The 14,052-nt window shown below is 36.9% G+C and carries 8 protein-coding genes; 4 read left to right on the forward strand and 4 right to left on the reverse strand.

Translation table 11 applies throughout. The features are described from left to right. Window positions 1–22: 22 nt before the first annotated feature. The 4 genes from ACZLXV_RS11940 to ACZLXV_RS11955 form a co-directional block, all read right to left on the reverse strand. Window positions 23–1,504: a glutamate synthase subunit beta gene (locus ACZLXV_RS11940; protein ID WP_022223685.1), complete on the reverse strand. Its 1,482-nt coding sequence runs from the start codon at window positions 1,502–1,504 to the stop codon at window positions 23–25. A gap of 87 nt (window positions 1,505–1,591) precedes the next feature. Beyond that, a complete protein-coding gene (gltB, locus tag ACZLXV_RS11945) occupies window positions 1,592–6,184 on the reverse strand; it encodes a glutamate synthase large subunit (protein WP_022223684.1) in 4,593 nt (1,530 codons plus the stop codon). Between the two features lie 495 nt (window positions 6,185–6,679). Then, entirely contained in the window at window positions 6,680–8,368 is a 1,689-nt protein-coding gene (locus ACZLXV_RS11950; RefSeq protein ID WP_482383569.1) for an AAA family ATPase, read from the reverse strand. A 114-nt stretch (window positions 8,369–8,482) separates the two neighbouring features. After that, the gene (locus ACZLXV_RS11955) at window positions 8,483–8,740 is read right to left on the reverse strand and encodes a hypothetical protein (RefSeq protein WP_482383570.1); all 258 of its coding nucleotides are present in this window, start codon (window positions 8,738–8,740) and stop codon (window positions 8,483–8,485) included. Between the two features lie 275 nt (window positions 8,741–9,015). Between ACZLXV_RS11955 and ACZLXV_RS11960 the strand changes: the two genes are divergently transcribed. The 4 genes from ACZLXV_RS11960 to ACZLXV_RS11975 all read left to right on the forward strand — a co-directional run bounded on the left by ACZLXV_RS11960 (window position 9,016) and on the right by ACZLXV_RS11975 (window position 13,949). Continuing rightward, window positions 9,016–9,696 carry a response regulator transcription factor gene (locus ACZLXV_RS11960; protein WP_482383571.1) on the forward strand — a complete coding sequence of 227 codons (681 nt, stop codon included), beginning with the start codon at window positions 9,016–9,018 and terminating at the stop codon, window positions 9,694–9,696. Between the two features lie 103 nt (window positions 9,697–9,799). Then, complete coding sequence (locus ACZLXV_RS11965; protein ID WP_482383572.1) at window positions 9,800–10,705, forward strand: sensor histidine kinase; 906 nt, start codon at window positions 9,800–9,802, stop codon at window positions 10,703–10,705. Between the two features lie 184 nt (window positions 10,706–10,889). After that, a complete protein-coding gene (locus ACZLXV_RS11970; RefSeq protein ID WP_482383573.1) occupies window positions 10,890–11,561 on the forward strand; it encodes an ABC transporter ATP-binding protein in 672 nt (223 codons plus the stop codon). A 12-nt stretch (window positions 11,562–11,573) separates the two neighbouring features. Then, complete coding sequence (locus ACZLXV_RS11975) at window positions 11,574–13,949, forward strand: ABC transporter permease (RefSeq protein WP_482383574.1); 2,376 nt, start codon at window positions 11,574–11,576, stop codon at window positions 13,947–13,949. Window positions 13,950–14,052 lie beyond the last annotated feature (103 nt).

The raw sequence follows: 14,052 nt of genomic DNA on the forward strand, positions 1-14,052 counted from the left end.
AATTATTTTTATGGCAATTTTTTTATGCAAGATTTGTGTAACCCATAAGGAACTCATCTACTTCTTTCGCTACATGTCGTCCCTCATTTATTCCCCATACTACAAGTGACTGGCCACGATGCATATCTCCCGCCGTAAACACCTTATCCACTGACGTTTTATAGCTTCCCACGGCTGTCTCAACATTTGTACGGGCATTTAATTTTACTCCAAACGCTTTGGCAACATATTCCTGAGTTCCAAGGAAACCTGCAGCGATAAGTACATAGTCTGCCGGTATCTCAAACTCACTTCCCGGTATCTCGGTCATATTTAATCTGCCTGTCTTTGTATCTTTCTTTGGCTCAAGTTTTACAAGTTTAACTTTCTTTAATTTACCGTTCTTATCAGCAATAAACTCTTTTACTGTTGCCTGATAAATTCTAGGGTCTTTTCCAAATACTGCGATTGCTTCTTCCTGACCATAGTCAGTCTTGCAGACGCGTGGCCATTCAGGCCATGGATTGTTTGCTGCTCTTTCATCCGGAAGTTTAGGCATCATCTCTATCTGTACTACTGATTTTGCACCCTGTCGTACTGCTGTACCAACGCAGTCATTACCTGTATCACCGCCACCGATAACAACTACATTTTTTCCTTTAGTGTCTACCCATCCGTCTTTTTTTCCTGTAAGTACATGTTTTGTAGAACGTGTAAGGAAATCAACTGCAAAATAAATTCCATCAGCTTCACGGCCTGTTGCTTTAATGTCTCTTGGATTTGATGCTCCGCATGCAAGAATGACACTGTCATATTCTTTAACAATATCTTCTGCTTTTACATTCTTTCCGACATCTGCATTTACTATGAACTTAACGCCCTCTTCTTCCATGACTTTCTGCTTTCTGTCGATAACCCATTTTTCAAGTTTCATATTAGGAATGCCATACATAAGAAGTCCGCCAATGTGGTCATTTCTCTCAAATACCGTTACGTCATGACCTCTTCTGTTAAGCTGGTCTGCTGCCGCAAGCCCTGAAGGACCTGACCCGATAACAGCTACCTTTTTTCCTGTACGGACTTTAGGTTTTCTTGCCTCCATAAGCCCATTTGCATAGCCGTATTCAACAATGGCATTTTCATTTGCCTTGCATGTTACCGGTGAATCATTGAGTCCACATGTGCAGGCAGCTTCACAAAGTGCCGGACAAACTCTCGAAGTAAACTCCGGAAAGTTGTTTGTCTGGCGAAGCATCTGGAGTGCCTCCTTCATGCATCCGTGATAAAGAAGATCATTCCACTCAGGCACAAGATTGTTCAAAGGACAACCTGATGCCATTCCGTTTATCATCATGCCTGACTGACAGAACGGAACACCACAGTTCATACATCTTGAAGCCTGCTCTTTTCTATCTTTATCACTCATAGGTGTGTGAAATTCATTAAAATTCTTTATTCTCTCTAAAGGCTCTACTGCCTTATTATTTTTTCTTTCATATTCAAGAAATCCGGTTGGTTTGCCCATAATTATCCTCCTTATCCTGTCTGCTCAAACATTACCGCACAGCCTGACCGGATGCCAGGTCTGCGTATACACAGTATCTATTATCGATTATGCCTGATTTTTGTGTGCATAAAATGCCTCTATCTGCGCCTGCTCGTAGCTTAAACCTCTCTCTTCCATCTGAGCAATGAGCTGAAGCATCTTGCTGTAATCATAAGAAATAATTTTCTTAAATTTAGGAAGATAATCGCTAAAGTTTTCAAGGATATTCTTTCCTTTTTCTGAATTTGTAGCTTCAACATGCTCCTCTATGATTTTCTTCAACTCAAGTACATCATATTTGTCAGTAACAGGCTGTGACGATACAAGTTCTTTGTTAAGCTTAAGGTATAAATCACTGTTTTCATCAAGTACATACGCAACACCGCCACTCATACCTGCTGCAAAGTTCTTTCCTGTTGGTCCAAGTATTACTACACGTCCACCTGTCATATATTCACATCCGTGGTCTCCGACACCTTCAACAACTGCTGTAGCACCTGAGTTACGAACACAGAAACGCTCACCTGCAATACCGTTTATGAATGCCTTACCGCTTGTAGCACCGTACAGTGCAACGTTACCGATAATTATATTATCCTCTGCCTTGAATTTAGTACCGGTCTGCGGATATACAACAATCTTTCCGCCCGAAAGACCTTTTCCGAGGTAATCGTTTGAATCACCGACAAGTTCAAGTTTAAGTCCCTTTGGAATAAATGCTCCAAAGCTCTGTCCGCCGCTTCCGTGACACTCAACTGTAATCGTATCTTCCTCAAGTGTATCACTGAATTTCTTTGTAATCTCAGAACCAAGTATTGTACCAAATGTACGATTTATGTTTGTAACATCTACAGTAACTTTAGCAGGCTCACCTGTCTGAAGTGACTTTTTAAGTTTAGGAAGTAAAACTTTCTCATCTATTGTCTTTTCAAGTTCAAAGTTAAATACATTCTTTGGATTGAATTTATTTTCTTTTCTCTCACCGGCAAATGATGAATCAATTATCTCATTAAAGTTGATATGATGTTCCTTAACCTTAGGGTCATCCTTTACTTTGAGAAGGTCTGTACGTCCGATAAGGTCATCAACTTTCTTAATTCCAAGCAAAGCCATGTACTCACGAAGTTCCTGCGCAATAAACTTCATAAAGTTCTCAACATATTCAGGTTTTCCTTTAAATCTCTTTCTGAGTTCAGGATTCTGTGTTGCTACACCTACAGGACATGTATCAAGATTACATACACGCATCATTACACAACCCATTGTTACAAGCGGTGCTGTTGCAAAACCATATTCCTCTGCTCCGAGAAGTGCAGCCACAAGTACATCACGCCCTGTCATAAGTTTACCGTCTGTCTCAATGCGGACACGTGAACGAAGTCCGTTCATTATCAGTGTCTGGTGTGTCTCAGCAAGACCGAGTTCCCAAGGAAGACCTGCATTGTAAATTGAACTTCTAGGGGCTGCTCCTGTACCTCCGTCATATCCTGAAATAAGAATAACTGCTGCTCCGGCTTTTGCAACACCTGCCGCTACCGTTCCTACACCTGCTTCTGAAACAAGCTTAACTGATATTCTTGCATCTTTATTACTATTCTTAAGGTCATAGATAAGCTGCGCCAAATCTTCGATAGAATAGATATCATGATGTGGTGGAGGTGAGATAAGGCTTACACCCGGTGTTGAATGTCTTGTTTTGGCTACCCAAGGATAAACCTTTCCTCCCGGAAGATGTCCGCCTTCACCCGGCTTAGCTCCCTGTGCCATTTTAATCTGAATTTCTTTTGCACTGACAAGATAACGTGATGTAACACCAAAACGTCCTGATGCAACCTGTTTGATTGCTGAACATCTGTCCTCAGGCTGTCCTGCTGTAAGAAGTCTGTCAAGACTCTCACCACCCTCACCACTGTTTGATTTACCATGAAGGTGATTCATCGCAATGGCAAGTGTCTCATGTGCCTCCTGAGAAATTGAACCATATGACATAGCCCCTGTCTTAAATCTCTTAACTATCTCGTCAACGCTCTCAACCTCATCAATTGAAATTCCCTTTTTAGGATAATTGAAATCAAGCATGCTTCTAAGTGTTACATTATGCTCTTTTTCATCTATGCATTTTGAATACTGTTTAAACAGTTCATAACTTCCTGTCCATGTAGCCTGCTGTAAAAGATGAATTGTCTCAGGATTATATAAATGCTCCTCTTTGTGTCCTCTTTCTTTATGCTGACCACGGCTTTCAAGGTTCATATCCGTCTCAAGTCCAAGTGGGTCAAATGCTGCTGAATGAAGTGCATCAACCTGTTTTTCAATATCCTCAAGTGTAATATCTCCTGCACAGCATACTGTATCAGTAAAGTATTTCTCAATGACATCCTCTGATATACCAATCGCCTCAAAAATCTTTGAACCCTGATATGACTGGATTGTAGAAATACCCATTTTAGAAGTAATTTTTACAATTCCGTGAAGAACTGCTGAATCATAATCATCAACTGCTGCATAATAGTCTTTATCAAGAAGATTCTGGTCAATAAGTTCTTTTATTGTGCTATGTGCAAGATAAGGATTTATCGCACATGCTCCATATCCTAAGATTGTCGCAAAGTGATGTACTTCTCTTGGTTCTGCCGATTCAAGAATCATTGCCACACTTGTTCTCTTCTTTGTAGTTACAAGATGCTGCTGCATTGAAGCAACTGCAAGAAGTGACGGAATAGCTACATGGTTCTCATCAACTCCCCTGTCAGTAAGGATAAGAATATTTGCACCCTCCTTGTAAGCTCTGTCAGCTTCAAGACACATACGGTCAAGTGCTTTTTTAAGTGATGTATTCTTATAATAAGTAATAGGAATATCCACACACTTAAATCCCTCTTTATCCATATATTTAATCTTCATAAGGTCTGTATCCGTAAGAATAGGATTACGGATTTTAAGCACCTTACAATTGTCTGCTTTTTCTTCAAGCAGGTTTCCGTCCTCACCAATATAAACGCTTGTCGATGTTACGATTTCCTCTCTTATTGCATCGATAGGCGGATTTGTAACCTGTGCAAAAAGCTGTTTAAAGTAGTTGAACAAAGGCTGCGGCTTATCTGAAAGCATTGGAAGCGGTGTGTCAGTACCCATTGAAGCAATAGGCTCTGCACCTTTCTGTGCCATTGGAAGAATTGACTCTTTGTAATCCTCGTAAGTATATCCAAATGCTTTCTGAAGTCTTGCTCTTTCTTCATCTGTAAATTCCTCAACTTTTTTATTAGGAATACGAAGTTCTTTCAATGTAACGAGGTTGCTGTTAAGCCACTCACCATAAGGCTGACGTGATGCATATTTTTCTTTGAGAACCTCGTCATCAATAAGCTCACCCTTAACCGTGTCAACAAGAAGCATACGTCCCGGTCTCAATCTGTCTTTCTTGACAATCTTTTCAGGTGGAATATCAAAAACGCCTACTTCTGATGAAAGGATAAGCTGGTCATCAGTTGTAATGTAATAACGTGAAGGGCGAAGACCGTTTCTGTCAAGAACAGCTCCCATAATATCACCATCAGAAAAAAGGATTGAAGCCGGACCATCCCAAGGCTCCATCATTGTTGCATAATACTGATAGAAATCTCTCTTCTTCTGGCTTACGCTCATATCGTGTTCCCAAGGTTCAGGAATAGTAATCATGACAGCAAGCGGAAGTTCCATACCACTCATTACAAGAAATTCAAGTGTATTATCAAGTCTTGCCGAATCCGAACCATTTGGATTTACAACCGGAAGGACTTTGTGGAAATCATTTGCAAGAAGTGATGTCTCCATTGTCTCCTCACGTGCAAGCATCTTATCTGCATTACCTACAATAGTGTTAATCTCACCGTTATGAACGATAAATCTGTTTGGATGTGCTCTCATCCAGCTTGGATTTGTGTTTGTACTAAATCTTGAATGCACTGTTGCGATAGCAGATACATAATCAGGATCCTGAAGGTCTTTGAAGAAAAGACGAAGCTGTCCAACAAGGAACATACCCTTATAAACTATTGTACGGCTTGAAAATGAGACAACGTATGTATCATCATTACTCTGCTCAAACACACGGCGTGCAACATACAGTTTGCGGTCAAAATCAAGTCCCTTTTCAACATCTTCAGGTCTTTTAACAAATGCCTGCATAATACATGGCATACACTCAAGTGCTTTATGACCTAATATGTCAGGTTCAGTCGGAACTTTTCTCCATCCAAGAAGCTCAAGTCCTTCTTTTTCAATAATGACTTCAAACATTTTCTTAGCACGGTTTCTTTTAAGCTCATCCTGTGGGAAGAAAAACATTCCAATACCATAATCTCTTTCTTCTCCAATTTCAAAACCGAGTGGTTTAACTGCTTTTTTGAAAAATTTATGTGATATCTGTAAAAGAATACCAACACCATCACCGGTCTTGCCTTCTGCATCCTTACCGGCACGATGCTCTAATTTTTCAACAATATCAAGAGCTCCCGAAACAGTATCATGTGTTTTATTTCCCTTAATATTTACAATAGAACCAATACCACAGTTATCATGTTCGTAACGAGGATCGTAAAGCCCTCTCTTTTCATGGTCAATAACTTTTGAGGCTTTTGCTAAAACCCTGCTGTTACAAGTTTCAGTATTTGTCATCATTTCTACCTCCATATCAATATTCTACAACTTTGTGTTTTTCTTTTACTCTTTGGATATATTTGATTTACATATAGTAAACAAAAAGAGGCTCAGCAAATAACAGAAAACACTTCTTCACATAGAAACTCCTATATAATACGCATACAAATACATTAAAAATAAACATACTATGCATATATAGAAGAAACTTTCTCAGAAAACAGATGCTGTATAGACATCCGTCTGCTGATAAATGTTTTCTCATCATTTGCTGAACCCCTTTGTTCATCAAACTGGTTTGATTATATATTTTTTTGATAAAAAAAGCAATATTATTTAGTCAATTTATATTTTTTACTAAAAAAATTAAGTGAAATTGATTTTAAGTTTATTTTCTTCATTTTATCAAACTTGTGTTCTAAATATAATATTGATAAAATTTATTTTTTTAAGCTGTTTTTTCTCTTATAAATTCAACAGGTAAGTTATTTAGCTAAACATGAACAGGTCGCTGCACTAGGAACCAATAAGTACTTTCTTACCTTTAAATACAAAGCCGTAATGTCTGATTTTTTCTTTTGCAAAACCTCTGCTTAAAAGTTCTGCATCATACTCTTTTTCATTTATCTGCTTTAATGCGCTTGAAAGAGTATCCTCAAGCGAATTTTCCTCATCCGAATCATAAACCTTGAATTCAAGTACCATTGCATCCTCTTTCTTATCAAATGGCACAATCATAACATCATACCTGCCAAAACCACTTTCACGATTTGACTTTACTTCATATTTGTCACTCAGTTCAACAATAAGTCCCAGCACAAATCCATGATAAAATTTTTCCGGTTCTGATATTTCTGAAGGTCGTTTTCCTGTATCAAAATAACTAAATGTCGCAAGCGCTACTTTATTCATATAATAATTCATTTCTTTTATATTGCCTCTAAGCAAAGCTTTAATAAAATCATTATATCTCGCATCTGAACTTTCAAACCACCCTGAAAACATATTTGCAAACATGCTTAATGTTTCAAAATTTGTTATACTTATATGATACCATGGATTCAAAAGCAAACCTTTATATTCTACATAATCTATCTTTAGATATCCACTTGCTACAAGCAAACTCCATATTGCATCATGACTTTTGTCAAGCTGTTCAAATACTATCTGCTCATCAAACTTTACTTCTATACTCTCACCTTTCAAAAGTTGTTCAATAAGCTCTTTCGTTTCAGCCGGAGCGGTTTGAATCAACTTATTCACTAATCCATTAGAACTTGTATCTGCCCAATACGCACTAAACTTTCCTGTTTTCAAATAATTCGTTATAGACCACGGGTTATATATATCTTTTACAATTCCAAAAGTAAATCCGTCATACCACTCCTTTACTTTTGTTTTTTCCTTAGACATATCAGCCTCATCAAGTGCATCAAAAACCTCTTTTTCCGTAAAGCCAAAGCAATCCGCATATTCATCACTTGTCGTTGTCACAACTTTAAGATTATTCAAATCAGAAAAGATACTTTCTTTTGATACCCTCGTTATACCTGTCATAACTGCTCTCTCAAGATACGGATTCGTTTTAAACGTAGCATTAAATAAACTTCTCATAAAAGAAACAATATCTTTCCAAAAGCCATACACATAAGCTTCCTGCATTGGCGTATCATACTCATCAAGAAGTATAATCACTTTCTTGTTATAATATCTGCTTAAATAATCACTCAATTCATTTAATTTCGCTGATATATCAAATTTTTCCGGTTCTAATACAAACTGTTTATATTTAATTTTCTCACTTTCGCTCATAACATCCGCATCAAGCAAAAATCTTTTTTCCTCAAATAAATGCACTATCTGTGTAACAATCTGTTGTTTTGTTATTTCAAATGTGTCTCCCTTTACAGCAGCAAAACTAATAAAAATCACCGGATATGTTCCCTGAAGCTTCCTATATTTTTCTTCTTTCCATATTTCAAGACCTTCAAATAAATCACCTCTATCTGTAAATTTATTTGAAAAAAAACAGTTTAACATGTCCATGTTCAATGTCTTACCAAATCGGCGTGGACGAGTGATAAGTGTTACAACATCCTCATTCTCCCACCACTCTTTTATAAATTCACTCTTATCTATATAAAATATATTTTGTCTTCTTATTGATTCAAAACTCTGATTTCCTATACTTACTGTTTTTGCCATACTCTGCCTCCGTTTTGCCATTACCTTTTATTCAGTTTTTCCACAAAAATCTTCCCCCTATCAAGGTTTCCCCTCTCCATACATCCTACCACATTTAAAAATTTTAAACACGCACTAACTCCAATACGGCTTCTGATCCTTATGTGTAAATCCCTCAAGTTCTCTCTTATACCTCGTCAGCCTTGCACTATATTCCAACTTCTTCTTTTCACTAAGCTGCCCATTTTCCCAAAATTCATTTATTTTTCTTTCTAAACATTCCACCGCTTCCTGCGCTGCATCTTTATAATTATTTGCGACATTAGAATCTATCTGTGCTATTATCTCATCAAGTTCTTTATATATCTTACCATTCTTCAAAAATCCAAACATTTTCAAACCACTCCTATTCACAATTACTTTTATCTGCCACCGCTCATGCCTGTCGAACCGTTAACAATAATTCCATCTTATTTACAGTATATCCTACTCATTCTAAAGTAATATAATAATACTACTGTTACCATCCATAAGCAAGCATAACACCCACATACATCAATGTCACACAACCTGCTAAAAAATGCAACTCACAAATTTTTATTTGCTTTTATTCTCTACTCGTCATACAATTATCAGGAAAAATAACTATAGAAACGAGGACTATCCAAATGGAACAAATTCTCATAATAGAAGATGACATAAGCCTTAACAAAGGACTTTGTCAGGCTCTTAAATCAGATGACAGACAGATTTTTTCGTGTACAAGCCTGAAACTTGCAAGACAACAGCTTGTCTGCTTTATGGCTTCGCTTATACTGCTTGACATCTCCCTGCCCGATGGAAATGGTCTTGATTTTCTCACCGAATTAAAAACTGATTTTCCGGACATTCCTGTCATTCTACTCACAGCCAATGATACTGACATAGATATTGTAAACGGTCTCGAACTTGGTGCTGATGACTACATTACAAAACCTTTTTCCCTTGCCATTCTTCGTGCCAGGGTAAATACCCAGCTAAGAAAACACCCCTGCCATGATTCCAAAACTGATAGTTCAGTTATAACAATAGATAACTTTTCATTCGACTTTGTACATCTTAATTTTTTCGTTTCCGGTACACCCGTTGAATTAAGCAAAACAGAACAAAAACTCCTGTGTCTGCTTGTCGAAAACCGTGGACATGTCATGACCCGTGATATTCTTACCGACCGCATATGGACTGATTGCGGCGATTATGTAGACAACAATGCTCTTTCCGTGGTAATCAAAAGATTACGTGACAAACTCGGTGCTTCTGATTACATACATACCATTTACGGAATTGGATATAAATGGGACAAAAAATAAAACACGGATTATTCTAATTACAAAACATTTATAACATAAAAAACATCTGACCATAGTTCAATGTATCATTGATAAAATACACTAATACAACGAAAGGAATCCTATGATTAAAGATTTTATTATATTGGCTCAATTTATAATTATTTTATTTTGCATAACTGCAATGTTTATAAACAGACATAAAACCGACAATCTTCTTTCTTCCCTTGAAAACATGATAGATACCGCACTAAACGGTAAATTTATCGAAAATAGTTTTGATGAAAGCCGTCTCTCTGCACTTGAGACAAAATTTGCACAATACCTTTCCGGCTCTGCTCTCTCAACGCAAAATATTAAACAGGAAAAAGACAGCATCAAAACTCTTATAGCCGATATATCACATCAGACAAAAACACCTATTGCGAACATACTTCTCTACTGTGAACTCCTTTTAGAAGATGAACTTTCCGAAAATTCAAAAAATAATCTTACCGCACTTTATTCACAGGCAAAAAAACTGCGTTTTCTGATTGATTCTCTTATAAAACTGTCACGGCTTGAAACCGGGATTATATCCCTTTCTCCTAAAATACAAAACCTGCAGCCATTACTTGATAAAGTCTTTATTCAATATAAACAAAAAGCTGAAGCAAAGGGTTTATACATTAAAAACACCAAAACTTCTGCCACAGCACTGTTTGATGCCAAATGGACGCTCGAAGCTTTGTGCAATATAGTTGATAACGCTGTCAAATACACATCCTCCGGCGGCATTTCGATTGATGTCATAGTATATGAATTTTTCGTCCGCATTGATATTTCTGATACCGGTATGGGCATTTCCAAACATGACTATTCAAAGATTTTTTCAAGATTTTACCGTTGCGAAAATGTTAATACTACAGAAGGCGTAGGAATCGGCCTATATCTCACAAGAAAAATAATTTCCGGCGAAAATGGATATATCAAAGTTGCTTCTTCACGCGGTCAGGGCTCTACTTTTTCTGTATTTCTTTCAAAACTGTAAGATTTCACTTTACCTCTTGAAAGATTCTAGAAAGTTTTATATGCGATACTTTTTTCCAGACAATAATAAATTTTAGATTGGGGCATTTTAGTATAAAATTATTTTATTTCTAAAGATTTGTGTCTGTGCACACCTGACACAATTTTTATATGCACCCATAACGTGTGCAGAAATGAGGATTATTATGACAATACTTAAAACAGAAAATCTTACAAAAACATATGGCTCCGGTGAAAACACTGTACATGCACTACAAAATGTAAATCTTTCTATTGAAAACGGTGAATTTGCCGCCATTGTAGGCACATCCGGCAGTGGCAAATCAACTCTTCTTCATATGCTTGGAGGACTTGACACTCCGACATCCGGCAACGTAACTGTTGACGGCAAAGACATATTTTCATTAAACGATGAGGAACTTACTATTTTCCGCAGAAGAAAAATAGGTTTCATTTTTCAGGCATATAATCTCGTGCCTGTTTTAAATCTCTATGAAAATATTGTACTTCCCCTTGAACTTGACGGAAGAAAAATTGATAAAAGTTTTATAACACAGATAACAGATACCTTAGGTTTATCAAAAAGACTTAATTCTCTCCCAAACCAGCTTTCCGGCGGTCAGCAACAGCGTGTTGCCATCGCAAGAGCCTTAGCATCCGCTCCGGCAATAATACTTGCGGATGAGCCAACCGGAAATCTCGATTCAAAAACAAGTCAGGACGTTTTAAGTCTGCTAAAAGTTTCATGCAAAAAGTTTTCCCAGACAATGGTAATGATAACCCACAACGAAGAAATAGCACAGACAGCAGACCATATAATCCATATTGAAGACGGTCATGTAATAACTAAAGATTAGGAGGACAAACTCATGAATGTAAAAAATAAAAAATGTATCTTCCGTTTGAGTTACCGTTCTCTGCGTGCTGCAAAAAATAGAAATATAATAGCTGTTATCGCAATTATACTTACAACTATCCTGTTTACATCACTTTTCACGATAGCACTTTCACTAAATGACAGTTATCAAACTTACTCATTCCGTCAGATTGGTGGTTATTCACACGGGACATTTAAAGATGTAACTGACGAACAGGCAGACAAACTTATCACCCATTCAAAAATAAAAGCTTACGGTAAACGAACTTGCATTGGTTCTATAAAATCAGATTATTTTGGACAGATTTCAGGCGAAGTCAGTTATATGGATGAAAACTGCTCAAAATGGAGTTATGCAAAACCAACAACAGGCAGAAATCCGGAAAACTCCGATGAAATAGCAATGGATACTACGGCTTTAAAGCTCCTCGGTGCCAAAGCAAAACTTGGAACAAAGATAAAACTTACCTATACAGTAAGTGACAATAAAAGTAAAACATTTGAAAAAACGGACTATTTCAAACTTACAGGTTATTACGACTATAATAGTTTAATGCCGGTTCACTATATCAATGTTTCAAAAAAATATACTGAAAATATTATCAAAGAAGCCAAAAAAAACGGACTTGATGATTTTCGGACAGACTTAAATGTTATGCTTAAATCAAGCCATAATATCGAAAAACAAATGGAACAGATTGATAAAGACTTCGGGTATGACTGGCAGACACGAGACGAAAAAAACAGTGTACGTATCGGTGTAAACTGGGGCTACACCTCTGAAAAAGTTGCAGAAAACACAGACCCCGTAACGCTTGTCGGAATTGTGGCTTTCCTAATACTTGTCATATTTACCGGATACCTTATCATCTACAATATTTTTCAGATTTCAGTAACAAATGACATACATTTTTACGGTCTTATAAAGACAATCGGTGTCACTCCACATCAGCTTCGCAGGATAATCTATATCCATGCATTGCTTCTTTGTGCAATAGGTATTCCAATCGGACTATTTATAGGATATTTCAGCGGTATTACTCTGTTTCCTGCCATAATCTCACAGACTACGCTTAGTACAGAAAGCACCTCTATAAGCATATCCCCGCTTATTTTTGTAATATCAATACTTTTTTCACTATTAACCGTACTTATGTCATGTCTGCGTCCGGGATTTATCGCCTCTAAGATTTCCCCTGTTGAAGCGGTAAAATATACGGACAATTCAAACACAAAAAAGAAGAAAAAACATACCCGAGGTGCAAAAGTTTACCAGATGGCATTTACAAATCTTGGCAGGAACAAGCTGAGCACTTTCCTTGTTGTCATATCCCTTTCACTCTCCGTAGCGCTTCTAAATACATTGTTTTTCTTTGTAAATGGAATTGATATGAACAGATTTGTTTCACGGAGTGTATGCTCTGATTTCATTGTAAGTACAAAAAGCTATTTCCGATATGAAATTGACGGTGAACACTGTATCTCAGACAAGGATATTCGCCGTATCACTGCAAATACAGATAACAAATTAACCGGATGTGGATATTTCCTGCCTTCAACTGATGTGGTAGGATGGGTTGATAAAAAGACCTATATAAATATGTGTAAAGGCACTTTCAGTCAAAAAGAATTACAACAAAACCTCAATTCAATAAGAAAAAAGGGAGATAAAGTTGCATCCGATCCACTTATTGAGGGAATTGATATAAAACTTTTAAATAAAGTTAAAGTCTTTTCCGGCAGCATTTCTCCACTTAAAGACAAAAAACAGCACAATATAGCTATAAGTGTAATGACTGATGATTACGGCAATCCACAAAACATAGGAATATACCCAAAAGTCGGCGATAAGTTCACAATGTCATATATTGATAATGCTTATTTTATTGATAATCGGACAGGCAAAAAAGTAACCGATGACACCCCAAAAAAATATATGGAATACTACATAGCCAAAGAACACGAAGTCACATATACGGTATGTGCACTTGTGAAAGTTCCATTTTCAATGGGATTTAGATACGGTTCTGTAACCGGATATAATGTGGTAATGTCAACCGACAACCTGAAAAATGATAGCAGGCAAAAAATTTCACCATTATTTTATATGTTAGACTCTAAAAACAAAAAAGCTGAGATACGGACTGAGAACTACCTTAAAAATATAACTTCCGCACCTTCATCTTCACTTTCATTTGAAAGTAAAGCTAAGGTCCGTCAGGAATTTGACAGTTTTAAAAATATGTTTATATTGCTTGGCGGTCTGCTGTGTGCTGTTATAGGGATTATCGGAATACTTAACTTTGTCAATGCCGTCCTCACAGGAATCATGTCAAGAAAACTTGAATTGAGATTTCACCTGTTTTAAGAGATTTAATAACTGTTATATTTTGTTATTAAATTCTCCACAAGCCCTTGAAAACACTGGATTTATCGCAGGTGAGCTTTTCCTTATTGTTTCCCTTGTGTTA

Source organism: Butyribacter sp., assembly GCF_056818865.1.